This is a genomic window from Enterocloster bolteae, assembly GCF_002234575.2.
GTDB classification, from domain to species: Bacteria; Bacillota; Clostridia; order Lachnospirales; family Lachnospiraceae; genus Enterocloster; species Enterocloster bolteae.
In genome coordinates this window covers 4,054,584-4,081,448 of record NZ_CP022464.2, presented here as the reverse complement: position 1 = coordinate 4,081,448, position 26,865 = coordinate 4,054,584, and the positions used below count along the sequence as shown (strand labels likewise).

Genomic DNA, 26,865 nt, shown 5'->3' with positions numbered 1-26,865 from the left:
CTACTGGCCGAGAATATCCTTGCTGATTGTGCCGGCTTCCATGCGTTTGCGAAGCTGCCTGTATGTAACTGCTATTTTATCAAAATCCATGACTTCATCCAACAGGGTGTTATGGATGGGAGCGTTATGGGGAGCGCTCCTTATTGTCTCCGGCTCCTCATAACATTCCCTGGATATCTCTTTGAGGATGGCCGCGAATTCATCCAAATCATCCTTGGAAAATGACTCCGTAGGCTCCAGCGTAAATGGCTCAGGCACAATCCACGGATGGTGGGACTGCCAGTAATGCTGCATGCCGAAATCCACCAGACGCTTGGTCACATCCACGGTTCCAAAGCCGGTGTCCTCTTTTAAGGGCTGCCAGCTGTAACGGCATTGTTCAATCCGGCGTTTCCCCTCGGCATAGAATATCTTAACGCCTTTAATCTGTCCCACCTTTTTCATCATATACTGATTGTTGAGAACAGCGCACACAGCGGCTTCCCGCAGGCCGTCGGCTCCTAACTGGCGGATCCACATGTAAACGCGGAGGATTACGTTGGCATTTCCCATGAACATGCGGACCTTTCCAATGCTTTCAGGGCAATTGCAGTCCATATAATACTGTTTGCCGTCGTATTCCACCCGGGGTACGGGCAGAAATGCCTTTAACGGTTCCCTGACACAGAGAGCACCAACGCCGGGTCCCATGCCGCCGTGAGGGGAGGAGAAGGTTTTGTGCAGATTGTAGTGGATTAAATCAGCTCCGATTTCCTTTGCACGGGTAATGGTCATGATGCCGTTTACATTGGCCTGGTCATAGTAGCAGAGGGCGCCTGCTTCGTGGGCAGCATCCACGATTTCCTTAATCTGGGGATTGAAGATGCCTGTATCCTCCGGATTGGTGATAAAGATGGCGGCAGTGCGCTCTGACAAGGCGCTCCGGAAGGCTTCCAGGGAGGGCATGCCTGTCTCCGGGTCGCTCATCAGGGTGATCACCTTGTAACCTGCGGTGGCAGGGGCGCCTGCGTCACAGGGGTGAGAGAATATGGTGGTGATGATTTCATCCTTCTGGGTATTGCCCTTTGCCTCATGATAAGCACGAATCACGCTGGCTCCGGCAAAGCAGGCAGCGGCGCCTCCGCCCATGTGACAGCAGGCAGCGTCCATACCGGAAATTTCACAAATCATTTCTTCTGTTTTTTTGTATATTTCCAGGATGCCCTGGATGGTGGATGCATCCTGCAGCGGGTGTACGTCGATGATGTTGGGATGGGTATTGGCAATATGCTCCTGCACCTTGGGGCTGTATTTGATGGTACAGGTTCCTTCGCCCAGATCAGGGGTAATGTCGTTGCCCAGAATTTCCTGGGTCAGACGCAGATAGTGGCGGTTGACCCTGGCCTGGTGTACCTCAGGCAGGAACGGGGGTGTCTTTCTTCTCATGCAGGGAGGAATGTCGTCGGCGCCGTCGCCCACTTCTTCTGTTATCTGTGGACTTGGCTTTGTTACATTGACACCTCTCTGTCCGGGAACGGACAAATCAAAAATCAGCTCTTCGTCCCATTTTGCTTCATGGAACCTGCGTAAATGTTTGCTGTAATCTCGTTTCATATTCTAATGTCCTCCCTTAATTTAATATAGCCTGCAACGCACCAGCCAGCCGGTCTATGGATTCTTTGTCTGCAGTCTCGGTCACACAGTACAGAGCGCTCTGACCAAGTTCTGGATAATCCCGGGACAGGTCCACGCCGCCAAAAATCTGGCGGGAGAGCAGCAGCTGATTGATTTCCTCCACTGTTTTGCCGGTTTTATCGAAATTCACCACAAATTCCTTGAAGAACACAGATGGAAACCGGAGTGATACGCCGGGAATCCCAGCCAGTTTTTTGGCTGCGTATTTTGCGTTGGTCATAATGGTATGGCCGATTTCCTCCATGCCTTTCGGGCCCATGAGGGACAGGTAAACAGCCACGGGCGCGGTCCACAGATTGTTCTGGGTTCCGGTAAATTCTTTTCCGTTTTCCCTCATGGCATAGTGGGTGCGCTCGATGAGCACAACCGAATAGCCCTGTTCCCCGGGTACCGTGGTCTCCACCATTCCGTCCACCAGCTCCTTGAATTCCGTGATATAGCGCATATCGTCATGGCTGGCAATAAAACCTGCCTGGCCGCCGCCAAAGTTCAGATGAAGGCCCAGTCCGTGAAGGTCGCCCACACAGATGGTAGCGCCGTAGTTGGCAGGAGCCTCCAGCACGCCCAGGGAAATGGGGTCCGTATACACGATGAATTCGGCTCCCGCAGCCTTTGCCAGCTTCCCGATTTCCTCACCCTGGGTTTCGATGATGCCCAGAAAGGTTGGATTTTCAATGTAGACAGCTGCCGTATCCTGGTCCAGCCTGGATTTAAGGTCTTCCAGGTCCAGCATTCCGGTATCGCTGCGGCAGGCTATCAGTTCAATCTTAATTTCCTGGTCCGCATCTATCATTTTCAGGTAATTGCGCACCAGAGCCAGGTTCTGACGGTTCATGGTATGGGGAAGGAGGACCTTGTTCCTTCCGGTGATACGGCAGGCCATGCGAAGGCCTGTGGCTGATGCCTGACCGCCGCAGTGGCATGGGACGGTCAGGAAGGACATGTCTAACAGCTCTGCCATCAGGCTCTGGTATTCAAAGAATATCTGGTATTTTCCATGGTCGGCCCATGTCTCGGCTCCGTAAGTGGTCAGAAGCTCTCCCCTGGATGCAATTTCATCGCAGACAGCCGGCACATAGTGCTGGGCGCAGCCGGCTCCCATGAAGTTGGAGAATTCATTGCAGTTTTTGTTTTTTGACAGGATGCCTTCGATATGGCGTTTGATTCCCTGTTCATCCGGAATGGCCTCCGGCAGATTTAAAGCACCCTGGTAGCGGATGGCCTCCGGTATTTCTTCGTAGAGCTCCATTACATCACTGATTCCCACCTCAGCCATCATCTCAGCCTGTACATCCGGCGCGGAGTTAGGGATGTAGGGGTATACTGTTTTTTTGCTGTCCATTTCTTACCTCCTGATTTTTGATTTTATTTGTGGATTTAATAAATTACGTTTGCCATGATTACGTCCTTGTACCCGGTGGTGACCGGGATATAACCGGTGAGCATGCGGTTTACCTCCTCGTCGCCCGTGTCAATCAGAAGAGGGTTTCCGCCCAGAGAAAAGATTTTGTCCCTGGAGGCAATGACCATGATGTTTTTCGTCCCCACCCTGCGTATGACTTCGGCGGAGATCTGCTGGTTTCCCCTGCCGAAAATATATCCCTGTCCTCCGATCACAGTGACTATGATTTTAGCCCTGGGATACTTCTTAAGCGCTGCCAGGATATCCTGCTCCGTGCAGTCTGAGCCTATGACCTGGCCCTGGAAAAGGAGATCCACCCCTAACAGGGTGTTGGGCTTACCCATATAATTCATCAGCCGGGCCGTGGTGGATCCGGTACCCACAATGTAGAGATATTCCGGCTCCTGTTCTATGAGCCGGCTGACGTACATGCACATGGACTGGATGGACGCGTCCTCTGAGCAGCCCCTGCCGCTTTTTAAATTCTGGACAAATTTCTTTTCATTGGGGACCTTCAGGTATCCGTACAGCCTGGCGTCGCAGATGCCCTGGCGGAACAGATTTTCGTCAATATCCATGACTTCTGCTTCCCTGTATTCCATGACCCTGCCCTCTGCATACCGGAGCATCAGTTCGCCGGCTGCCCTGGGGGTGCGGGCATAGACTGCAGAATGTATCTTACATCCCGCCGGGATGCCCAGGACCGGAATAGAGGTTCCCACTGCATCCAGGATGTTGCGCGCGGTTCCGTCGCCGCCGGCAAACAGAATCAGGTCCACTCCTTCATTGCAGAGCATCCCGGCAGCGTCCATGGTGTCTTTGGGGGTAGTGTTCCGGGAAGAGGGGGAGCACTGGCTCCAGGCTTTGGTCCCCTCAGCTAAGCGGTAGTTTAACCCGGCCTGTTTGCAGATGTCCTCACCCATATTGCCTGGGCAGGTATGGATTTCCAGCTGTTGTTCCATTGGCTTTAAAAGCTTCATGGTGCCCAGAGCCTTTGCGCCTGCTTCAGGAACAGCGCCAAGCTCCAGGGCTTTTTTCAGGGTCTGTGTTCCGTCCGAACCCTTTAATCCTACTTTTCCTCCGATACCAGCCACAGGATTTACGATAAATCCTATTTTTTTCATATTATTTATGTACTTAATCCGCTGCTGATGATTTAAGTAATCTCCTTTCTTTATGGATTAATAATCTGATAATATGTTTAAAAATTAACTAATGTCATTATAAGGTATGCTCTATAAGGGATTGTCAAGAAATATTTTGAAATAAAACCGAATTGAAAAAGAAAAACCTTCCTCTTAAGGGGAAGGTTGCAGAAAAACAAAGCGCTATGGATTTTGGCAGATGACCATGTGAATTTTTGTGACAAACTCATCTGCGTTTTTAATCAGATTGGGTCCGATGAAATAGCTTTCAAAAGACTGGCCTGTCAATATGATTCCGTTTTTCTTTGCATAGGCCAGAGTCCGGTGGTAGGCCTCCATGATTTCCTTATAGCTGCCAAGGTGTATGGTGGTGAGACACGGATATTCCGGCATGACCTTGATTTGGCTGTCTCTGATCTGGGTTTCTTTAATAGGATAAAAAATCTGAAAGTGGGTGGGAATATCAAAAAACTGGTGGCTGAAATGGTCATAAAAGAATGCGGTCAGTTTACCGGCAATCTCCAGGTGGCGCGTGTCCATATAATTTTCCAGCTCTATTTCATACTCCAGAAAGAGGTTGCTGACATAGGCGCTGCTGTAATGATTGGAAAAGGCAATGAGTCCGGGAGAATAGATTTCACGTTTCACCTGTCCGGCAGTGGAGGACAGATTATCATAAAACTGGTCTGACAGGCGGTCGCGGAAATCGCTGAGGCGCAGTATGCTTTTGCGCAGGCGCGTAAGCTCCCTGGAGCAGTCCTCAATCTTTCGGTTGAGCAATTTGACCTTATCCTGTCTCTGGTTCTTTTGCAGGTAATCCCGGATTTCATTTAATTTCAAGCCTGCATTCTTTAATTTTTTTGTGGTGATAATATCCTGAATCTGGTCTTTTGTATAATAACGGTAATTATTGTTCTCATCAATATCAGGTATGATAAGCTGAATTTCATCGTAATACCGCAGTGTTTTTGTGCTCACATTGCTCAGTCTGGCAGCTTCCCCCACGGAATACTTATCCTTGATTTCAGACACGACCCCTTCCCCCGTTTCATAAGATGTTACCCACGATGTTCCAAAATAAGTATAGTCCATTGAAAGGGGTTTGTAAATATTTACACAGCAAGTACACAAAAAGGAAAAGCCCTTGGAAAGAGTAACACATTGTCCACCTGTCCCATACAATATACCATAATCATATTTATTAGAGGAGGTTTTGATATGTGTTGTAATAGATGCTGCTGTAGGTGTTGTAGATGTTGTAATTGTGGCAATAATTGCGGTAATAACTGCGGTGGTAACTGCGGTAATGGCTGCGGTGGCAACTGCAGATGCTGCCGGTGCTGCAGATGCTGCAGGTGCTGGGGCTCCAACCAGAATGACTGGGATAATAACTGGTGGCCGGTATGGGACCCGTGTGCAGGCGAGAGGCGCCAGGCTTACCGCGCAGGTTTTAACGAAGGATACAGAGTGGGATTTGAGGACGGAAGGCGGAATTGGCGTCCTATCAACCGATAAAACAGGAGGGCGGGTACCGGCAGTGGCCGGACCCGCCTTTTGCGTTGGAATTTTGTGTTGAAAATTTCCCCGGAGGGCGAAGGCGGCGGTCTTGCCGCATTGCCAGGACCGGTTTGAAGGGAGATGAAGAGCTTGTTTTGTAATCCTTCCCGTGGTAGAATCAAAAGAAGCCTGCACAGTCTGTCTGTGCGGGGCAAGGAGGCAATTTACATATGATGGATGACAAGACCATTTTATTCGAAAAGACACCAGTTCCAAAGGCCGTGATGCAGCTGGCAGTACCCACTATCCTGAGCTCGCTGGTCATGGTGATTTACAACCTGGCGGATACATACTTTGTGGGGATGATGAACAACCCTGTGCAGAATGCCGCGGTGACGCTGGCGGCGCCTGTACTCCTGGCCTTCAATGCGGTCAACAACCTGTTCGGCGTGGGAAGCTCCAGCATGATGAGCCGGGCATTGGGGCGCCGCGATTATGAGTCGGTCCGGCGCAGCAGCGCGTTCGGGTTTTACTGCGCCCTGTTTTTCGGCCTTCTTTTTTCAGTTCTGTGCACGGTTGGCCTGAATCCTCTGCTGATTCTTCTGGGGGCGGATGCCAACACAATGGATGCAACGGCCGGATATCTGAAATGGACTGTGCTCTTTGGAGCTGCTCCGGCTATCCTGAATGTGGTAATGGCATACATGGTCCGAGCTGAAGGTTCATCCCTTCATGCCAGCATCGGAACCATGAGCGGCTGTCTGTTGAATATCATTTTGGATCCTATCTTTATTCTGCCGTGGGGGTTTGATATGGGAGCGGCGGGAGCCGGCCTTGCCACGTTTCTTTCCAACTGTGTTGCCTGTGTCTATTTTTTTGTGCTGCTCCGGGTTAGAAGGAAAACAACCTTTGTCTGTATCAATCCAGAGAAGTTTTCGCTTCAGAAGTACATTGTGCTGGGAGTGTGCGCCGTGGGTATACCGGCGGCAATCCAGAATCTTCTGAATGTGACAGGTATGACCATACTGAACAATTTTACATCCTCCTACGGCGCCCAGGCAGTGGCTGCCATGGGCATTACCCAGAAAATCAACATGGTTCCCCTGCAGGTAGCCATGGGCTTTTCCCAGGGAATCATGCCCCTTATCAGCTACAACTATGCCAGCGGCAACCACAGGAGAATGAAGGAAACCATATTCTTTACCATCAAGACCCTGCTGCCGTTTCTGGTGGTGGTATCCCTGGGGTATTTTGCCGGGGCGGGCTTACTTACAAGGGCGTTTATGGACAATGAAGCGATTGTGGCTTACGGCACAAGGTTCCTCCGGGGGTTCTGCCTGGGACTTCCGTTCCTGTGCATGGATTTTCTGGCAGTAGGGGTATTTCAGGCAGTGGGCATGGGAAAGGCAGCACTGAGCTTTGCCATACTGCGTAAAATCGTGCTGGAGATTCCGGCCCTGTACCTGTTAAACCTCCTGTTCCCGCTGTACGGTCTTTCCTATGCCCAGCTGGTGGCGGAGCTGGTGCTTTCCATTGCATCTGTTATTATGCTGGCCCGTATTTTTAGAAGGATGCAGAGGGAGGACGGAGCCTTAAGGGAAGGTGCGGAAGGCGGAAGCAGTTCCTATGGTAAGTAATTCTTAACTGCCGCCAGGGGGGATAAAAAAACATGTCTGCGGGCTAGAAGTTACAGCCATGGTTTGCTATAATATACTTATTATAACAATAGCAGTTGGAGAAATAAGATGCAGAATACGAACGTGAATCAGTATATATTACAGTCAGTAGACAATTCGCTGTCATTAATTGAACTGCTCTGTGACCATGAAGAGCTTAGCCTGGCTGATATGGTGTCCATGACGGATTATGGGAAGAGCAGTATTTTTAGGATGTTGAATACCCTTGAAAAGCATAAGATGGTAACAAAAACAGAGAATAACCGGTACAGGCTTGGTTACCGCCTGGCTACCATTGGTTCCATTGTAACCAGCAGGATGGAGATTACAGGGATTGCACATCCTTATCTGGTGGATTTATCAGCAAGGACAAAGGAGACGACCCACCTGGCAGTCCTGGTGGATGATACGAAGGTCCAGTTTTTTGATAAGGTCCGGGGGGATTCCTCAATCTGGATGGAATCCTCAGTAGGTATGACCAGGAAAGCCCATCTGACAGGAACCGGGAAAGCCCAGCTTGCTTTTTGCGATGAAGCCCAGATTGAGAGTTATATTAAGAATACGGAGTTCAGCCAGATGACCCGATATACAATTAAGGACGAAAAGGAGCTGCGGGAGGAACTTGATAGGATAAGGCAGCAGGGATATGCTTGTGATAAGGAGGAGAGTGAGGAAGGCCTGGTATGCTTTGCCGCTCCGGTGGTAAATTTTAAGGGGAAGGTTGTTGCTGCTGTGAGTATTTCCGGGTTCAGGGACAAGATGTATGCCAGACAGGACGAATTCATCAGGGAGATAAAGGAGACAGCAAGGCAGATATCGGCTGAACTGGCGTAGCCGGTATAGAAGAGAATATGGTTTATTTGGGGAATGCACTGTTTTTCACAAAACAGCGCATTTTTTTTGATTGTTTATTGACATTTGCGTATATCGGTTGTATAGTAAAGATAGTTCTTTATAAGAAATGACGTTTCGTATAAAGAAACAAAAACGGGTAAGAATGTTTCTTTTACATTAAATAAGGGAATAGAATGCAGGTATGCATTTTAGATAAATCAGCACAGTGATTACTGTCTGGCAACACCAGGTAATGTCCGGACAAAACATGAATACGAAAGGAGGGAGAAGGTTCAGTTGAATCATACAGTAACAGGCTGATGAAAGTAAATGGGGGTGTGGCAGGGCATATGCCGGCCACGGATTAGCCTACACCTGAGGAAAGGTAATAGGCTGTCATTACAATATGAGGAGGATTTTTCATGGGTACAAATGCAGCTGATTCACGTAAGCGGTCACCAGGTATGGTTCTTGTCGTAATGCTGATATCAATGGTTGCAGGTTCCATCTGTATGAACAAGGTTGCGCCGGTATTGACAAACATTGTATCTGATCTGGCAATTGCTAACAGCACGCTTTCAGGCATGCTGATGTCCATATTTGTTATATCTGGCATATTCCTTTCCATACCGATGGGAATGCTGACAACCAAGTACGGAACATTTAAAACAGGGCTGTTTTCTCTTGCAGCCATCATCATTGGTTCTTCCATGGGTGCTGTTGCAGGTAATTACACCCTGCTGCTTGTCAGCAGGATGGTGGAAGGTATCGGGCTCATGTTTCTTGCGACCATTGGTCCGGCCGCAGTGGCATCGTCATTTTCAGACGAAAAGCGCGGAACTGCAATGGGACTGCTGATGTGCTTCATGTCATTCGGGCAGATTATTGCGCTGAACCTTGCGCCGGTCATGGCCGCCTCAGGTACATGGAGAAACTTCTGGTGGTTCAGTGCAGGGTTTGGGGCAGTGGGCATGGTGCTGTGGGTTATTTTCATCAAGGGGATTGACGATGGGGCCGACGGCGCGGCTGCACAGGAAAGCAGTGTGGGAGCCACCCTTGGAGATGTGCTTGCCAATAAGGGGGTATGGCTGGTCTGTATTACATTTTTTGCTTACATGATTACACATATGGGCGTGTTCAATTATCTTCCTACGTATCTTACCGAGGTGGGCGGCATCAGCGCCACACTGGCAGGAACGCTTACAAGCGTGGCCAGCCTGATTGGCATACCGGTAGGAATTGTGGGCGGCATGATTGCGGATAAGTGGGGCTCCAGGAAGAAACCTCTGGCTATAACCATGATTCTGTTTGCTGTCCTGATAGGGACCATTCCCATGTTTAACAGTTCAAACTTCATAATTCTTTTAGTATTGTACGGTATTGTCGCCATGGCAGAGGCCGGATTATGTTTCACATCCGTAACTGAAGTGGTTAAGGCAAACCAGGGCAGTTCTGCGTCTGCGGTCCTGAATACGGCGCAGTGGCTGGGAGCATTTTTAAGTACCATGATTTTTGGGACACTGCTGGACAGCTTTGGATGGAGCACCAGTTTCTATGTCATGGTTCCTATCGCACTGGTTGGAGCGGCAGCTGCACTATGTAACAAAGACTTAAAATAGAGGAGGATTTTAAAGATGAAGGATATCATAACCATAGCGGCGGTTAATTTTGACCCTGTCTGGGGAGACAGTGAAGATAACCTGAAACGGATGCTGGAACATATTGAGGCACAGGCAAAACAGGGATGCGACCTGATTGTATTTCCAGAGACAGCACTGACCGGATATGACGATGAAACAGGTAAACTCTTAGAGGAGAAGATGCACCGCAGGCTTGCCCAGACAGTTCCCGGGCCATCCACGGACGCTGTCTGTGAACTTACGAAAAAGTACGGGATATATGTTGTATACGGGCTGGCTGAGAGGGATGCACAGGATACGTCCAAGGTTTACAATGCAGCGGCTGTCTGCGGGCCTGACGGGGTAATCGGATGCTGCCGGAAGATACATCTTCCCTTTGCAGAGCAGAACTGGGCGGTACGGGGGGATACACCCATGCTCTTTGACTCGCCATGGGGGACCATTGGAGTGGGGATCTGCTATGATACATACGCTTATCCGGAGATTACCAGATATGCAAGGGCCATGGGTGCCCGGCTGTTCATCAACTGTACTGCCATCGGAACATCTGAGTCCGGCGGTGCAGGCGGATACACGGGTAACTGCTCCCTGGAATACCATGCCCATACCAACGATATGTTCATCGTATCCTCTAATATGTACGGAAAGGATGTAACGACTTATTTCATGGGTGGGTCCAGCATCATCGGCCCAGGAAGCAAGCCTCCCCATATTTTCTATTATGCAGGAACTCCTTTTGAGGAGGAAGGCGCAGATGAGGGAACCATTGCAAAGGCTACTATTGATCTTTCTATTGTGAAGAAATCCTTCCTGAATGGCATATGGGAGAACCCGGACTGGCGTCCGGACCTGTATGCGAGGTGGTTTGACAAGGTTACAGAGACAGGATTCCTGAAAAAATAGCGGTTTCTGTCAGAACAGAGCAGATACGGATAAATCAAATGGAGGCGGGGCGCGAGGGGGCGTACCGTCTCCCGTATAAAAGGATGGTGCTGGAATGGTTATATCAATAATAGGGGCCGGTGCAATGGGCTGCAGGTTTGGTGTGGCTTTTGCCGAAGCCGGTGCCCAGGTATGGCTGTACGATGTGTGGCAGGAGCATGTGAATCAGATGAATGCCAACGGCCTTGTGGTGGAAGACGGAGTTGGCGGGGAACGGACACTGGAAGTAAATGCCGTGTCAGATATAAGCAGGATGCCTGTATCAGATGTGGTGGTCATTTTTACAAAATCCATGTATACCATGGACGCAATTACGAAAGCTGTTCCCATAATAGGCAGGGATACAGCAGTACTGACCCTTCAGAATGGCCTGGGTAATATTGAGGCGATTAGAGAAGCCACGGGCAATAATCCGGTAATTGCAGGTGTGACCAATTATGCCAGCGATCTTTTAAAACCAGGCCGGGTGGAATTAAAGGGGAGCGGTGTCACGAAGATGATGGCACTGGATGAAGGCGCCAGGGAGAAAGCGGCCCGTCTGGTGGGGTTGCTGTGTGCAGTGGGACACAATGCCATGCTCTCTGATGATGTCCTCATTGATATATGGGAAAAGGTGGCGTTTAACGCGGCCCTTAATACGACAACGGCCATCACCGGACTGACGGTAGGCGGTGTGGGAAGCCTGTCTGAAAGCCGGCAGCTTTTATTTGACATCTCGTCCGAGGTTGTTATGGTGGCAAAGGCGGAAGGAATCAATGCCAGTGAGTCCCATGTACATGGGATTATTGAGAGTGTGTTTGATCCTGAGATGTCAGGTGACCATAAAACCTCTATGCTGCAGGACCGTATTCTGAAACGGAACACGGAAATTGAGGCGGTCTGCGGCCGGGCGGTACAAATCGGGAAGAAGCATGGACTTAAAACACCAAAGCTGGAATGTGTTTATGCTCTGGTCAGGGTCATTGAATGTAATTACAACAAAATATGCTTGTAAGCTTTTGGGGAGGAAAGAAATGATTAAACTTAAATTCTTCGGACTTGGAGGACAGGGGGTTGTCACCGCGGCAAAGATGTTTTCCGAGGCATATTCCCTGTACGAGGGGAACTTTGCAATTACAATACCAGCCTATGGTCATGAGAGGAGGGGAGCTCCTGTCAACACAAGTATTATTGCAGATGACAAGCCTGTGATGCAGAACTGCTTTGTGTATGAGCCGGATGTTGTGGTTGTGATGGATGCTTCTGTGATTGATAAGGGAGTTGATATAGCTGCCGGCATACACCGTGACAGTATTCTTGTTCTCAACACTCATAAGAAATCCGATGTGGAGCGGTACTCTGCCCTGGGGTTTGCAAAGGTTTACCATACGGACGGAACCGGGATTGCGCAGACCAACATAGGAATGGGCATACCTAACGGTTCCATGCTGGGCGCCCTTGCAAAGACCGGAATTGTGGGTATTGATGCAATTGAACATGCAATTATGGATACATTTGGGAAGAAAGCGGGGGAAAAGAATGCTAAGGCAGCAAGAGAAGCATATGAAAAAACGGAATGCTGAACATCTGATGGGGCCGGTTGCAACTGTATTTGCGGCCGGAAAGACAGGGTCGTGGAGACTGGAGCGCCCGGTTGTGGATTACACTTCCTGCATTAAATGCGGGACATGTGAACGGTACTGTCCGTCAGACATCATAACCATAGATAAAGATGCAGAGGAATGTGTGAGGATAGATTTTGACTATTGTAAGGGATGCGGCGTCTGTGCCAATGAATGTCCTAAGGATTGTATTGCCATGGTAGAGGAAGGAGGCGGGGAGAATGTATAAAATGCTGGATGGGAATTATGCGGCGGTGGAAGCCATGAAACTGGCCAAAGTAAAGGTTATCGCGGCATATCCGATTACACCCCAGAGTTCCATTTCTGAAAAACTCAGTGACCTGGTGGCGGACGGGACCCTTGACGCACAGTATATCCGCGTGGAGTCAGAACACTCTGCCATGTCTGCCACCGTGGCAGCCCAGATGGCCGGGGTACGCGCTGCGACCGCAACCGCATCCAACGGCCTGGCCCTTATGCATGAGGTTTTGACCATGGCCTCGGGCAACCGCCAGCCAATTGTGATGCCTGTGGTGAACCGGGCAGTGGCATCCCCATGGTCACTCTGGTGTGAGCACGGCGACACCATGAGCCAGCGTGACCTTGGATGGATGCAGGTTTACTGTCAGAACTGCCAGGAGGTACTGGACTTTATGCTGATGGCTTATAAGGTTGCAGAAGACAGCAGGGTCCTTCTTCCGGTGATGGTCTGCCTGGATGGATTTTTCCTATCCCATTCCATGCAGAAGATCGATGTGCCGGATCAGAATGAGGTGGATGCTTATATTGGTGAGTACACTCCCAAAAATCTGTACTTGAATCCGTCAGACCCCATGTTTATCTGTGATTTGACAACCTCGGACGAGTATACGGAAATGAAATTCCAGCAAAAGGTAGCAATGCTGGATTCTGTTAGTGTAATGGAAGATGCCATGGATGAATTTGAACATAAATTTGGCAGGAAACTTTCCATTGCCGAGCCTTACAGGCTGGACGATGCAGAGGTGGTGCTGGTAGCCCTTGGTTCCATGTGCGGAACCGCAAAATGTGTGGTAGATGAGCTGCGTGACAGAGGGGAGAAGGCCGGTCTTTTAAAATTGTCCGTATTTCGTCCATTCCCCACAGAGCTGATTGGTAAGTACCTTGCCGGTAAAAAGGTAATCGGGGTATTTGACAGAAGCAGCGGCCTGGGAAGCCAGGGAGGCCCGCTGTACAATGAAATCAGGAGCGCCCTGTGCACGCAGCAGTCCCAGATTGTCAGCTTCATTGGGGGACTGGGGGGACGGGATGTCTCAGACATGACACTGCACAGGCTATACAGTCAAATGATAGATATAAGCAAAGGCAGTACCGGTACATACACACAGTGGATAGATGTGAGGGATGATGCCATGCAGTTAAGGGAGGTGCAGCATGTATAAACTGGAACATGAATCAAAGGGGGCTGTCTCCCACGGTATCAGCACGTGTGCGGGATGCGGCCTGGAGATAGTGATGCGGAATGTTCTCTCAGTTGTGGGGGATGATATCATATTGATCATTCCGCCCGGATGCGCGGCTCTTTTTTCCGGGTGCGGCATTGAGACATCTGTAAAGGTGGCTGGTTATCAGTGCAACCTTGAAAATGTGGCCTCCACGGCAGCAGGGGTTAAGGCATCACTTCTTGCCCAGGGTAATGACCATACCACGGTAATCGGGTTTGCCGGGGATGGCGCCACTGTGGATATAGGAATCCAGGCTCTGTCAGGTGCTATGGAACGCAGGGATAAAATCCTCTACATCTGCTATGACAATGAGGCGTATATGAACACAGGAATCCAGGGCAGCAGTTCCACTCCCATGTTTGCCAGCACCACAACTACACCCGCGGGCAAGCGCACAGTCAGAAAAGACCTTGTGGGTATTGCCATGGCCCATGATATTCCCTATGCAGCCACTGCCAGTATCAGCAACCTGACTGATTTAAGGAGAAAAGTACAGAAGGCAAAGGATACACAAGGGCCGTCTCTTGTCCATGTCCATGCGCCGTGCCCAACAGGATGGCGTTACGCTTCTTCCAAAACAGTGGAGGTGGCAAGAAAGGCGGTTCAGACAGGATGTTGGGCTTTGTACGAATATGAAGACGGCAGGACAACGGTTAATTACAGGCCAAAGGAACTGAAACCCATAGAGGAGTACATTTCCCTGCAGGGGCGTTTTAAAAACATGACAGAGGATGAAAAGGCCCTGATGTCCGCAAATACAGAGAACCATTTCAGGCGTTTGATAAAACGGCTGGATGATATGAATGCTTGAGGTGCCTATGGAGAGATATGAGATTTTAGTAATCAATCTTGGTTCATCCTCAACCAAAGTGGCGTATTATATCAATGATACCTGCATGGTTAAGGCGAACCTTGCCCACCTGTCAGAGGAACTGAAACAGTATGACTCCATATGGAAACAGGCCGACATGCGTATGGATGCGATAGAGAAATTCCTGGATGAGAACGGCATAGACAAAGGAAAGCTGGCAGCTGTGGTATCCAGGGGCGGACACACAAGGCCGCTGACAGGCGGGACCTATTTGATTAATCAGGTCATGCTTGAGGAATCGGCCAGTGAGGTGTATGGCAACCACGCATGTGACCTGGGCCTTGTCCTGGCTAGCCGCCTGGCCCGATATGGGGCCAGGCCCATGACAGCCAACACGCCTGTTACAGATGAATTTGAACCTTTGGCAAGATATTCGGGTTTACCAGAAATAGAGAGGAGAAGCAGTTTCCACGCACTGAACCACAAAGGAGCTGCCAGACACTATGCAAAGGAAACCGGAAGGGATTACGGCTCTCTGAACCTGATTGTGGTCCATATGGGCGGAGGGATTTCTGTAGCAGCCCATAAAAGGGGGAAAATGGTTGATGCCAACAATGGACTGGCGGGCGATGGGCCGTTTTCCACCAACCGAAGCGGTGGGCTGCCTGTAGGAAGCCTGATTTCAGAATGCTTCAGCGGAAAATATACACAGAAGCAGATGATGCGCCGGGTTAATGGTGAAGGAGGTATGCTGGCATATGTGGGGGAGAGCGACACCCTTACCGTTGAAAGGCGGGCAGAGTCAGGAGATGAATCATGCGCCATGGTCCTGGACGCAATGGCCTACCAGGTATCCAAGGAAATCGGCGCGTGCGCAGCAGTCCTTGCGGGACAGGTAGATGCAGTCATCCTGACAGGAGGTATGGCTCATTCCGAACGCCTGACCGGATTCATAGAAGAAAGGGTGGGATTTATCGCACCTATTGTAAGATATCCGGGCGAGTACGAGATGCAGTCCCTGGCGGAAAATGCCTATGAGGTACTGTGCAAAAAACAGCCGTTGCTTATTATGGAGCAGGGGGGAGAACATGTTTAACAGTTTTAAGGATATTGAGAGTGCAGTACGCTTAAGCGGGCGCAGAATTACAATCGCTGTTGCGGGCAGCCACGACAGTCATGTGCTGGAAGCTGTTGCAAAGGCCTGTGAAAGAGGATTGTCAAAGGCTGTCCTTATTGGACATCAGGCTGAGACGGAGCGCCTGCTTAAGGACATGGGATATACAGGGCAGAATATGGATTTTACGTTTGCGGATATGGATGGGGATGAGGCAATTGCAGCCTATGCATGTGACATGGTAGTGCAAAAGAAAGCAGATATCCCTATGAAGGGAATTATCAGCACAGCATCATTTATGAGAGCAATCCTAAATAAGGAAAGAGGATTTGTTCCTGCCAATGCCCTGATAAGCCAGTCGACCTTGTTTGAGTGGCAGGGCAGGTTCATGATATTGACAGATTGTGCAATCAATATTGCGCCGGATTATGATGACAAGATAAAGATAATAAAAAATGCAGCAGCTCTTGCAAAAAAGGCGGGAATAGACTGCCCCAAGGTAGCTGTGCTGGCTCCGATGGAGGTAGTCAACCCCAAAATAGAGAGTTCGGTCCATGCAGCCATGCTTACCATGGCAAACAAGAGAGGCCAGATTAAAGAATGTATTATTGATGGTCCCCTGGCCCTGGATAATGCGGTATCCGAGGATGCGGCCAGGCGAAAGGGCATAGACAGTGAGGTGGCAGGACATGCTGATATTCTGGTTGTACCCGATCTGGATGCCGGCAATATGTTTACAAAGTCGCTGACATTCTTTGCGGGACTTAAGACCGCGGGAACTGTAAACGGGACAAAGATTCCTGTTATCATGTGCTCCAGGACAGACTCCACGGACGATAAATACCATACAGTGCTTGCTGCGCTGATGCAGTTAATCTGTGATTAAGGCGGCAGATGAGGGATCGGAGTATTATTTTAATATAATAGTTGGTAGAATAGTCAGAAGGGACGGCGAATTACGCTGCCTCTTCTGGCTATTTTGTTATAGATTCAGCCGGTTTACGGCATTGGAGTTTTTCGTGTTCAGGTAGTATTGAGTCCTTTTGCTGTCAAAGATAGGAATATAGAAGAACAACAGCCATAAGGCCTCATATAGAAAAAAACTATACATAACATTCAATGCATATATTTCACCGATTGGACAAAACAAGCAGGTGTTTTTATAATTATCAAGGTAATATAGAATGTGCAGCATAACAGATACATCAATATAAATTTGGGAGTGGAGAAGGATTATGAAAAGAAGATGGTTAGGCATTGCGATTTGCGCCGCCGCATTATTGGCAGCAGGATGTTCCTCAGGTACGGATGTGTCAAGGGCCGCGGATGAGTCTGATACCGGCACGGCTGCCGGCAAGGCATCTGAGACAACCGCTGATACGGCTGCGGCAAAGTCAGAAGCAGGCGGGACGGCCGCAGAAGCATCTGCGGTAAAGGCAGATCCGGTTGAAAAGAAGAAGGTCTATGTGTCGCCAGACTGGGTTCAGAGCGTTCTGGACGGCAATCAGGAGGAATCAGAGGATTATATGGTTCTGGAATGTGCCTGGGGTACAGTCCAGGATGCGGCGGCTTATAAGGAAGGCCACATTAAAGGCGCCTACCATATGAATACGGATGATATTGAATCGGAGGAGTACTGGAATATCCGGACTCCGGAAGAGATAAAGGATCTGATGGCTGAATACGGAATCACAAAAGATACAACGGTTATCTGCTACAGTGATAAGGGCACGAATTCAGCGGACGACCGCGTGGCATTTACCCTTTTATGGGCAGGGGTGGAGAATGTAAAATGCCTGGACGGCGGTTATGAAGCCTGGCTTAAGAGCGGATACGGAACAGAGAAAACCGTTAATACCCCGCAGCCCTCTGACAGGGAGTTTGGCGCGGATATCCCGGTTCATCCTGAATACATCCTGTCCATTGACGAGGTTAAGGACAAGCTGGCAGGAGACGATAACTTTAAGCTGGTCAGCATCCGCAGCAGGGACGAGTTCCTGGGCGGAACAAGCGGATACGGATATATTGACAGGGCAGGCGAACCGGAAGGTGCTGTATGGGGACATGATACGGATGACGGTTCCTATCATAATGAGGACGGAACCACAGCAGGCCTGGATGTATTGAAGGGCTATCTGGAGGAATCTGGCGCTTCCCTTGACAATGAGCTGTCCTTTTATTGCGGCACAGGATGGAGGGCTACTATTCCGTTTCTGATTTGCTATGAAAACGGAATGACCAATATGACCGTATATGACGGAGGGTGGTACCAATGGCAGATGGATGATTCTCTTCCGGTACAGGTGGGGGATCCCGCGGAAAGCAGCTGCCAGTTTACCACGGTGGGTGAGCTGTCCACAGACAAAGCAAAAAAATAAAGACTGATAAAAATAAGCGTTGCGTCTTGATTGAGCCAACGCTTATTAAATGTAAAAGGGAAAATGATAATGAAGAAAGTGGCATATATATCTGCGACAATTCTGGAAATCCTGTGCCTGGCAGGGGCCTGGGCCGTACAGTTCTTTACCCGCACAAAAATGGGAATGGCCCGGTATGTTGTATATAAAAACAGGGGATGGGAGTCCAGATATCCCATGGAACTGCTGGCAAAAGGGGCCGCGCTTGTGATGGTCCTCCTGACCGCCATGCTTCTTCTCTGTTTCCTGCGCCGGAGAAGGAACCTGACAAAAGCGCTGTGGGTTATGAGCGCCGGTATGGTGCTTCTGACATCTGGATATGCGGTATTTACATGGATGAATTCAATAAATGAATTTCGGGCATATTATTTCATCAGCGCAATATTGGGGGCTGTGTCTCTGATACAGTGTATCAAAACATGGATTGGAATGCTGGGGTGCCGGCAGGAAGGCAGCGGGGCGCTGTTCCTTCCATGACCTGACAGGGAGAGAAAACAGCGGGGGCAGCGGCTGTGCCTATTTCTGGGGAATATGCCTGGGATTCCGGAATGTGATGAGAAGCCGGATATGGGGAAATCAATGGTCAACAGGATGCTTACAAAGTTTTGGTGAAGGTTTGACAAGACAGAAAATGGAGAGAATCGTATAGATGAAACGCGCGATTATTATTTTTACAAGGGTACCTGAACCCGGACAGACAAAGACCAGGATGATGCCTGCGCTCAGCGCCAAGGGCTGCGCCCGCCTCCACACCTGTTTCCTGGAAGATATAAAAAGGGAATGCGGGAAGGTGGAGGGACAGCTTTTTGTATGCTTTACACCGGATGATGGCAGAGAACGTTTATATCCGGTTTTTGGCAGAGGGGAGCATTACATTTCCCAGAGAGGCAGCGGCCTGGGAGAACGGATGTATCAGGCCATCCGGGAGGTGCTGGGCCGGGGTTATGAGGCATGCATCCTCATGGGAACCGATGTACCTGAAGTGAGATCGGAGTATCTGGAACGGGCGTTTGGCCTGCTTGAGCAAAACGATGTGGTATTGGGGCCTACCAGGGATGGGGGGTATTATCTGGTGGGTATGAAGAAACCGCAGCGGGACGTGTTTGATGTGGAAGGGTATGGACAGGGCTCCGTGCTTCGGGATACCATGTACCGGCTTAAGACGGCTGGCTGCAGGGTGGGATTAACCGAAACCCTGTGGGATATGGACGTTTACCAGGATCTTCAGGGATACCGGCAGAGAATGCGGGAGGATAAGAGGCTGCAGGAGACGTCCACGGGACGGTATCTGGCCAAAACCAGCCGTATTTCCATCATCGTACCTGTTTACAATGAGGAGAAGACCATTGTACAGATGCAGGACCAGCTGGAGCCGCTGAGGGGAAAATGTGAAATACTGTTTGTAGACGGCGGCAGCACGGACAGAACCATGGAACGGATTCGCCCCTGGGTTAAAGTCATACATTCGGAAAAGGGACGGGCCAGGCAGATGAATACGGGAGCCATGGAAAGTCATGGGGACATCCTGTTTTTCCTCCACTGCGACAGTGAACTGCCTCCCCGCCCGCTGGCCGAGATACGCAGGGTGATGAAGGACCACAGCGCGGGATGCTTTGGAATTGCCTTTCATTCGTCCAATTTCTTCATGTTTACCTGCCGTGTAATATCAAACCACCGGATTAAGGACCGCAGGATCATGTTTGGGGACCAGGGCATCTTTGTGGACCGCAGCCTGTTTTTTGATGCAGGCATGTTCCCGGAGATTCCTGTGATGGAGGATTACCAGTTTTCCCTTACGCTTAAAGAGAGGGGAGTAAAGCTGGGCATGACAGGGCGGCGCATCTACACATCGGACAGACGTTTTCCAAAAGGAACCCTGCCCAAGCTTAAGCTGATGTGGAAAATGAACCGGCTGCGTAAGATGTACCGGGATCGGGTGCCCATTGAACAGATTGACCGGATGTACCGGGATGTGAGGTGAGATGAAATGGAACGGATAGCCGGGTTAAAGGAATATGTGGCCTGGAAGCAGTACCGCAGCGCGCTGGGACTGCCGGACCAGGTGACGGAGGAATACCGTATGCTGGCCCAGGGGGAGTACAACAGGAATTATCTGTTTACCCACCCTGTTACCGGAAGAAAGCTGGTGCTCCGGGTAAACTGCGGCAGCCAGATGCATTTGGAACATCAGATACAGTACGAATATGAAACATTAAAGCTGCTCTGGCAGTCGGGCAGGACACCGCGGCCTTTTTATGCGGACGGGAGTCTGGAGAAAATTCCTCATGGCATCATGGTAATGGAATTCCTGCCGGGTCACGCCATGGATTACAGGACAGAGCTGTCCTTTGGGGCGGAGTGTCTGGCGGATATCCACAGTGTCAGGGTGGGAAGCGGCAGCCATCTGGTCAGGCCAGAGGATCCCTTGGAGGCAATCCTGACAGAATGCGAGGCCATGGTCAGGACATACATGGATTCAGACCTGGGGGACCAGGGCATCAAAATGAAAATAAGACAGATGCTGGACCGGGGCTGGAAGCGCTGCCGGGAAGCAGCAGCCTGCAAAGGCTATGAATGCTGCATCAACACGGAGCTTAATTCCACCAATTTTCTCATCAACGGAGAGGGAAAGGGAAACTATCTGGTGGACTGGGAGAAGCCTGTCTATGGGGAGCCTGCCCAGGATCTGGGCCATTTTCTTGCTCCAACCACCACCTTCTGGAAAACAGATGTGATTCTGACCCCGGAGGAGATGGAGGACTTCATACATCTGTATATCCAGAAGGTGGACGGCAGATTTGACACAAAGGGGCTGATGGAGCGTACCCTTGCCTATATTCCCATCACCTGCCTGCGCGGCATTACCTGGTGCGCCATGGCCTGGGTGCAGTACCAGCAGCCGGATAAGCTGCTGTTTAACCAGTCCACGTTCCAAAAGCTGGGGCAGTATCTGGACATGGAATTTTTAGAGAAAATGGACAGGCTGTAGGAAAGGAATATAAATGGAGAAAAACAGAGTAAATGGATATGGAAAACCATGGTGGCCGCATGCATAGCTGCGTCCATACTGAGCTATATGTGCATACCATCTGTAAAAAATATGATGAACAAAATCGTGGCTATGTTTGCCGCCGGCTTAATGATATTATTTGCCTTATCTGCCTTTGTTGTCATGGTAAGGAAAATATATAGAAAAACAAGGAAAAACAAGGAGGAAGAAATGAAAAAGAAATTCGTAACATTAGGAATTATGATGGCGCTGTCCATGACAGTGGCGGCCGGATGCGGCCAGAAAGCAGGAAATGAAACAACAGCCCAGGAAACGGCTGAGAGTACGGCGGCAGATACCGCAGCCGCAGACACCACAGCGGCGGACACCGCAGCCGCAGATACAACAGGAGCGGACGGGGCAGGAAGTGAGACAGCGGCGGCATTACAGTCAGATGGCAGTTATCAGTATGTATCCCCAAAGGAGGCTGTGGCGGCAGCAAAAGATAAGAGTGCCCATGTGCTGGATGTAAGGGAATGGGATAACTATGTGAAGGGAAGAGTGGCTGATTCCATGTGGTGCCCTATTTTCCCGCTGGAGGATGACTCACTGGCAGAGGCCATGGGTACATATGCCAAGGAGAACTTAAGCGACGGACAGAAAATCTATATCATCTGCAACAGCGGCAAGAGAGGCGCTGAGAAGGCAACCGGTGTTCTTAAGGAGGCCGGCATTGACGGTTCCCTGATTTATACTGTGGAGGGCGGTGCCAAAGCCCTGGAGTCTGAGAAAGGCGCCCTTACCACCAACCGCGCTGAGGAGGATATTGACTGGAAGACGGTTGCGGCGGCAGATGCCTTAAAGGCAGTGGGTGGAAGCGATGTTCAAATCCTGGATGTCCGAGACAATGATACATATGCAGAAGGCCATTTAAAGGGATCCCTCCAGAGCTCCTTAAAGGAAATCGAGGACCCGGCCGCACAGACTGCCATGTACAAGATGGCAAAGGAGGAGATGGACCCGTCCAAACCTGTATACCTGCTTTGCTACAGCGGCAACAAGTGTGCCAAAACTGGTATTTCCGTTATGAAGGATGCCGGATTCGATGTTGATAATCTGTTTATCATTGAAAATGGCGCAAAGGATAAGGATATCCAGGCTGCATTTGTGACAGAATAGGATAACCCTTCCGGTGATGTGATTTCTCCTGTCCGTACTGCATAAGATTACGGCAGGGGGAATCATAGATTCATCAGACAGGGTTATTATTTTTAAGGAAAACAGCGGAGGAGAAAGTATGAAGAAAAGAATCATGGCAGCGGTACTGGCTGCCGCAATGACGTTGTCCCTTGGAGCGTGTTCGGGCAGCGGACAGACACAGGGCGCCGGAAGCAATCAGGCTGAGGATGCCGGAAGCAGTCAGGCTGAGGATGCCGGAAGCAGCCAGGCCGGGGATACCGGAAGCAGCCAGGCCGGGGATACAGACAGCCGCCGGTCCGGACGGGAGAATATGACCTTTGACCAGATGAAGGAGGAGGCAAAGGGAACAACGGTCACCTTCTACGGCTGGGGCGGGGATGAAAAACTGAACCGTTGGCTGGACGATGAATTTGCGCGGGTCATGAAGGAAAAATACGATATCACAATGGAACGTGTCCCCATGGATATCGACCAGGTTTTAAGCCAGCTCACCGGGGAGATTCAGGCGGGAGAGAAGGACGGAAGTATTGATATGATTTGGATTAACGGGGAGAACTTCCAGTCGGCAAAGGAAAACAATATGCTGTACGGCCCCTTTACAGACAAGCTTCCCAATTTTAGTGACTATGTGGATGGGGAAAGCGAGGACGTGACCATGGACTTTGCTTATCCCATCGAAGGGTATGAGGCGCCCTACGGTAAGGCCCAGCTGGTAATGGTGGCAGACCTGGCAGTGACGCCGGATGTGCCAAAGAGCGCCGGAGAGCTAAAGGAATTCGTGGAAAAATATCCGGGCAAGGTGACATATCCCGCGCTTCCTGATTTTACGGGCAGCGCGTTTGTGAGAAATATTATCTATGAAATCTGCGGCTACGAGCAGTTTATGGATATGGCGGCTGATAAGGAAACTGTCCGGGCGGCAGTGGCGCCGGCCATGGAGTACTTAAGGGAGCTGAATCCATACCTTTGGAATCAGGGCGCTGCCTTCCCGGATTCCTCCACTACCGCGGACAACATGTTTGCGGACGGGGAACTGGTGATGAGCATGACGTACGGAGCCTATGACGTGGCTCTGAACATTGAGGACGGAAAATATACAGATACCACGGCAGCCTTCCAGTTTGAAAAGGGAACCATCGGTAATACCAATTTTATGGCAATTGCGGCTAATTCCGGCAATAAGGCCGGGGCTATGGTGGCAATTAATGAGATGATATCGCCGGAGATCCAGGCAGACCGCTATGAAAAGCTGAGGGTCATTCCGGTTCTGGACAACGAAAAGCTGTCCGGTGAGCAGAAAGCGGCCTTTGACAGGGTGGATCTGGGTAAAGGTACAATCCCCCAGGATGAACTTCTCTCTAAACGCCTTCCCGAAATGCCCGCACAGCTGGTTCCCATTATCGAGGAAATCTGGGCTGAGGAAGTAGTGGGTAAATAACGGGGGAGAATCGGATGGGTGGAATCGGAGTGGAAGGGAACGTAATGCAAGGGAACAGCATAAGAGGGGACGGATGGAGAGGGAACAGAATGGGTGGGAACGGAGTGGTGGGAAAGATATGAGAAGGAAAAAAATGAGAAGAAATCTGATTCCGTACTTACTTCTGGTCCCCCAAATCATATTAACCCTGTTTTTTATCATAGGATTGACAACTGGAATTACCCAAAGTCTTGGGGTAATTCCAGCTTTTGGATTGAGGGAACCAACCTTAAAATACTACCGGGAAGTGCTGACCAGGCCGGATATGCTAAAGTCCGTGCTGTACAGCCTTAAGGTGGCATTTCTGTCTGCGGGTGTTGCCACTGCGGCAGGTGTGGGTTTAAGTGCTGTGTGTGTGATGCACAAAAGGACAAAGGGGTCCATGATGCGGGTGATACAGCTTCCCATCATTGTTCCCCATGTGGTGGTAGCCATTTTTATGGTCAACATCTTTTCTCAGAATGGTTTGCTGGCCAGAATTGGTTACGCCCTTGGAGTAATACAGGAACAGCAGCAGTTTCCCATGCTCATTTATGACACAAAGGGAGTGGGAGTCATCCTGGCATATCTGTGGAAGGAGATTCCCTTTATAATTTATTTTGTTATTGCTTTGATGGCGAATATCAATGAGAAACTGGGGGAGGCAGCCATAAACCTGGGGGCGGGCCGGTGGACTGCTTTTTGTAAAATCACCCTGCCGCTTTGTAAGGATGCGGTAATCAGCGGGTTCCTGATTATATTTGTATTTGCCCTGGGCGCCTATGAGCTTCCCTTTCTCCTGGGCGCAACCTCCCCAAAGGCCCTTCCGGTGCTGGCATACCAGCAGTATATCCATCCGGATTTGAGAAACCGGCCTTATTCCATGGCGTTAAATGGAATCATTATCGTTCTCTCCGTGCTCAGCGCCTGGATGTATTATTTCATCATGCGTAAAAATATGAAGGCACTGACAGAGCAGTAGAAGATGGAGCGGATGGAGATGAAGAAGAGAAAATCGTTTATCACAAATATGATTCTGGCCCTGCTGTGTGCATCCATTCTGATTCCCGCGTCCAGTCTGGTTGTATGGGTATTTACGGAACGGTGGGCCTGGCCAGATCTGTTTCCCCAGGTGCTCTCGGACCGGGCAGTCATGGAAATTGTCAGAAGAAAGGGAGAACTGGTCTCACTCATGGCATCCAGCGTCATGATTTCTTCTGTGGTGGCCGTCCTGTCGGCCGTCATCGGGATACTGACATCCAGGGCCCTTGTCCTGTACCGGTTCAGGGGGAAGGATTTGATGTCATTTTTTACCGTGCTTCCTCTCATGGTACCTGGGACTGTGTTTGCCATGGGGATACAGATTACGTTTATCCGGTTGGGACTTAACAATACAGTGGCGGGGGTCATTCTGGCACACCTGATTTATTCCCTGCCCTACGCGGTGTGCCTCATTATGGACGGCACCCGGGCAGTGGGCATTGCGCTGGAGGAGCAGGCCCGGGTGCTGGGGGCCGGTTCCTTTCAGGCATTCAGAAGGACCACACTGCCAATGCTGGTTCCGGTGATACTGTCGGCAGTCAGCATGTCATACATTGTATCCTTCAGCCAGTATTTTCTGACACTGCTTCTTGGAGGCGGCAGGGTAAAGACCTTTGCGGTTGTGATGGTTCCCTACTTACAGAGCGGCAGCCGGAATATTGCCTGTATTTACAGCATTTTGTTCATGGGCATCACCCTTCTGGTATTTGCTGTTTTTGAACGGATTGCGGGGTATTGGACAGGACAGATAGTTGGAGGATATTATGAGTCTTAACATAGAAAATCTGAGGGTATCCCTTCAGAAAAAGAAGATACTGCATGGAATCGACCTGGAAATACAGGAGGGAGAGTTTGTATCTCTCTTGGGAAAATCCGGCTGCGGAAAGACCACACTGTTAAAATGCATAGCAGGTCTTTTGGAGCAGGAGAGCGGGGATATACGGATACAGGGAGCATCTGTGATGGACCAGCAGCCAAAAGAGAGGGGAACGGTAATCGTGTTTCAGGATTTGCGGCTGTTTCCCCATATGACGGCGGAGAAAAATATTGCCTTTCCCATGGAACTCAGAAAGGTGCCGAAGAAAGAGCAGAAGGAGCGGGTGGAGGCACTGCTGCGGGCGGTTCAGCTTCCCGGATTTGAGAAGAGAAGGATGAAGGAGATGTCAGGGGGCCAGATGCAGAGAGTAGCCCTGGCCAGGGCTTTGGCAGCAGAACCCAGGGTGCTGCTTCTGGACGAACCCTTTTCCGGCCTGGACGAGGGGCTGAGGACAGAGATGGCGCGGCTGGTAAGAAAACTTCATGAGGCGTGGAAAATCACAACTATTCTCGTCACTCACGACAAGGCTGAGGCCCTTCGCTTGTCCGACCGCATAGCATTGATGGAGGATGGGAAGATTCTTCAGTACGGAACACCGGAGCAGATGTTCTGCCATCCGGGAACAAAAAAGGTGGCAGAGTACTTTGGAAAGGTAAATTATATTTCCGGGTCAGTGGCAGGAGGCTGGTTTGTCAGCCCTTTGTTTGAAAAAAGAACGGATTTGCCGGATGGGGTCTATGATGCCATGATTCGTCCGAACTCAGTGCAGCTGAAAGAGGAGGGCGATTATACCGTGGAGGAAGTTACCTTCATGGGGGAGATGACAGAGATAAGGGTGAGGGTGCCTGAGAAAATGGCTCCCGGCGGAAGCATCCTGTGCCAGAGAATGGAAGGCCCCGGCCGGCCGGCAAAATTACGGGCAGGAATGAAGGCCGGACTGGCCGTGGAAACGGAAGGGGCCGTGCTGTTCAGGCATGATATGGAATGAGGGATATGGGGCCGGAAACGGTATGTGGTGGCAGGTTATGTGCTGTGGCGGGGATTGTGTCCAGGCGGGGACTGTGTCCAGGTGGGGATTGTGCCCAGGCGGGGACTGTGCCGGGAAAACATGGACGGGAGGAGATG

At 50.3% G+C, this 26,865-nt stretch carries 25 protein-coding genes; 21 read left to right on the top strand and 4 right to left on the bottom strand.

What is annotated here, in order from left to right:
* The 4 genes from gcvPB to CGC65_RS19005 form a co-directional block, all read right to left on the bottom strand.
* A complete protein-coding gene (gene gcvPB / locus CGC65_RS19020) occupies nt 1-1,593 on the bottom strand; it encodes an aminomethyl-transferring glycine dehydrogenase subunit GcvPB (protein WP_002564975.1) in 1,593 nt (530 codons plus the stop codon).
* Between the two features lie 16 nt (nt 1,594-1,609).
* Nucleotides 1,610-3,016, bottom strand: a complete 1,407-nt coding sequence (gene gcvPA / locus CGC65_RS19015; protein ID WP_002564974.1) for an aminomethyl-transferring glycine dehydrogenase subunit GcvPA — start codon at nt 3,014-3,016, stop codon at nt 1,610-1,612.
* Between the two features lie 35 nt (nt 3,017-3,051).
* Complete coding sequence (locus CGC65_RS19010) at nt 3,052-4,200, bottom strand: ATP-NAD kinase family protein (protein WP_007038249.1); 1,149 nt, start codon at nt 4,198-4,200, stop codon at nt 3,052-3,054.
* Nucleotides 4,201-4,404: 204 nt separating this feature from the next.
* A complete protein-coding gene (locus CGC65_RS19005; RefSeq protein WP_002564972.1) occupies nt 4,405-5,253 on the bottom strand; it encodes a MerR family transcriptional regulator in 849 nt (282 codons plus the stop codon).
* Nucleotides 5,254-5,434: 181 nt separating this feature from the next.
* Here CGC65_RS19005 and CGC65_RS19000 point away from each other — a divergent pair, with 181 nt between their 5' ends.
* The 21 genes from CGC65_RS19000 to CGC65_RS18895 all read left to right on the top strand — a co-directional run bounded on the left by CGC65_RS19000 (nt 5,435) and on the right by CGC65_RS18895 (nt 26,728).
* Nucleotides 5,435-5,797 (top strand): hypothetical protein, encoded by a 363-nt coding sequence (locus CGC65_RS19000; RefSeq protein ID WP_007038247.1) that lies wholly within the window; start codon nt 5,435-5,437, stop codon nt 5,795-5,797.
* Nucleotides 5,798-5,948: 151 nt separating this feature from the next.
* Complete coding sequence (locus tag CGC65_RS18995) at nt 5,949-7,355, top strand: MATE family efflux transporter (RefSeq protein WP_002564971.1); 1,407 nt, start codon at nt 5,949-5,951, stop codon at nt 7,353-7,355.
* Nucleotides 7,356-7,463: 108 nt separating this feature from the next.
* A complete protein-coding gene (locus CGC65_RS18990; RefSeq protein ID WP_002564970.1) occupies nt 7,464-8,228 on the top strand; it encodes an IclR family transcriptional regulator in 765 nt (254 codons plus the stop codon).
* A 422-nt stretch (nt 8,229-8,650) separates the two neighbouring features.
* Complete coding sequence (locus CGC65_RS18985; RefSeq protein WP_002564969.1) at nt 8,651-9,847, top strand: MFS transporter; 1,197 nt, start codon at nt 8,651-8,653, stop codon at nt 9,845-9,847.
* Between the two features lie 15 nt (nt 9,848-9,862).
* The gene (locus CGC65_RS18980; RefSeq protein WP_002564968.1) at nt 9,863-10,771 is read left to right on the top strand and encodes a carbon-nitrogen hydrolase family protein; all 909 of its coding nucleotides are present in this window, start codon (nt 9,863-9,865) and stop codon (nt 10,769-10,771) included.
* A gap of 94 nt (nt 10,772-10,865) precedes the next feature.
* Nucleotides 10,866-11,804 (top strand): ketopantoate reductase family protein, encoded by a 939-nt coding sequence (locus CGC65_RS18975; protein ID WP_002564967.1) that lies wholly within the window; start codon nt 10,866-10,868, stop codon nt 11,802-11,804.
* Nucleotides 11,805-11,823: 19 nt separating this feature from the next.
* Nucleotides 11,824-12,372, top strand: a complete 549-nt coding sequence (locus CGC65_RS18970; protein WP_002564966.1) for a 2-oxoacid:acceptor oxidoreductase family protein — start codon at nt 11,824-11,826, stop codon at nt 12,370-12,372.
* The gene (locus tag CGC65_RS18965; protein ID WP_007038244.1) at nt 12,353-12,640 is read left to right on the top strand and encodes a 4Fe-4S binding protein; all 288 of its coding nucleotides are present in this window, start codon (nt 12,353-12,355) and stop codon (nt 12,638-12,640) included. Before CGC65_RS18970 ends, CGC65_RS18965 begins: the two co-directional genes overlap by 20 nt.
* The gene (porA, locus tag CGC65_RS18960; protein ID WP_002564964.1) at nt 12,633-13,832 is read left to right on the top strand and encodes a 2-ketoisovalerate ferredoxin oxidoreductase subunit alpha; all 1,200 of its coding nucleotides are present in this window, start codon (nt 12,633-12,635) and stop codon (nt 13,830-13,832) included. Before CGC65_RS18965 ends, porA begins: the two co-directional genes overlap by 8 nt.
* On the top strand, nt 13,825-14,706 hold the full coding sequence (locus CGC65_RS18955) for a thiamine pyrophosphate-dependent enzyme (RefSeq protein WP_002564963.1): 882 nt from the start codon (nt 13,825-13,827) through the stop codon (nt 14,704-14,706). Before porA ends, CGC65_RS18955 begins: the two co-directional genes overlap by 8 nt.
* A gap of 7 nt (nt 14,707-14,713) precedes the next feature.
* Nucleotides 14,714-15,802, top strand: a complete 1,089-nt coding sequence (gene buk / locus CGC65_RS18950; RefSeq protein ID WP_002564962.1) for a butyrate kinase — start codon at nt 14,714-14,716, stop codon at nt 15,800-15,802.
* Entirely contained in the window at nt 15,795-16,706 is a 912-nt protein-coding gene (locus CGC65_RS18945) for a phosphate acyltransferase (RefSeq protein ID WP_002564961.1), read from the top strand. The genes buk and CGC65_RS18945 overlap by 8 nt, the downstream gene beginning before the upstream one ends.
* 349 nt (nt 16,707-17,055) lie before the next feature.
* Nucleotides 17,056-18,198 carry a sulfurtransferase gene (locus CGC65_RS18940; protein ID WP_002564960.1) on the top strand — a complete coding sequence of 381 codons (1,143 nt, stop codon included), beginning with the start codon at nt 17,056-17,058 and terminating at the stop codon, nt 18,196-18,198.
* Nucleotides 18,199-18,267: 69 nt separating this feature from the next.
* Nucleotides 18,268-18,714, top strand: coding sequence for a hypothetical protein (locus CGC65_RS18935; RefSeq protein WP_002564959.1), 447 nt, complete (start codon nt 18,268-18,270; stop codon nt 18,712-18,714).
* Between the two features lie 172 nt (nt 18,715-18,886).
* Complete coding sequence (locus tag CGC65_RS18930) at nt 18,887-20,218, top strand: TIGR04283 family arsenosugar biosynthesis glycosyltransferase (RefSeq protein WP_002564958.1); 1,332 nt, start codon at nt 18,887-18,889, stop codon at nt 20,216-20,218.
* Between the two features lie 6 nt (nt 20,219-20,224).
* On the top strand, nt 20,225-21,226 hold the full coding sequence (locus CGC65_RS18925; protein WP_002564957.1) for an aminoglycoside phosphotransferase family protein: 1,002 nt from the start codon (nt 20,225-20,227) through the stop codon (nt 21,224-21,226).
* 231 nt (nt 21,227-21,457) lie between these two features.
* Nucleotides 21,458-22,405 carry a rhodanese-like domain-containing protein gene (locus CGC65_RS18915; protein ID WP_038281896.1) on the top strand — a complete coding sequence of 316 codons (948 nt, stop codon included), beginning with the start codon at nt 21,458-21,460 and terminating at the stop codon, nt 22,403-22,405.
* Between the two features lie 118 nt (nt 22,406-22,523).
* A complete protein-coding gene (locus CGC65_RS18910; protein ID WP_002564955.1) occupies nt 22,524-23,864 on the top strand; it encodes an ABC transporter substrate-binding protein in 1,341 nt (446 codons plus the stop codon).
* A 133-nt stretch (nt 23,865-23,997) separates the two neighbouring features.
* Nucleotides 23,998-24,864 carry an ABC transporter permease gene (locus tag CGC65_RS18905; protein ID WP_002564953.1) on the top strand — a complete coding sequence of 289 codons (867 nt, stop codon included), beginning with the start codon at nt 23,998-24,000 and terminating at the stop codon, nt 24,862-24,864.
* A 3-nt stretch (nt 24,865-24,867) separates the two neighbouring features.
* Nucleotides 24,868-25,698, top strand: coding sequence for an ABC transporter permease (locus CGC65_RS18900; RefSeq protein ID WP_007038239.1), 831 nt, complete (start codon nt 24,868-24,870; stop codon nt 25,696-25,698).
* Complete coding sequence (locus CGC65_RS18895) at nt 25,688-26,728, top strand: ABC transporter ATP-binding protein (RefSeq protein ID WP_002564951.1); 1,041 nt, start codon at nt 25,688-25,690, stop codon at nt 26,726-26,728. Before CGC65_RS18900 ends, CGC65_RS18895 begins: the two co-directional genes overlap by 11 nt.
* Nucleotides 26,729-26,865: the final 137 nt, after the last annotated feature.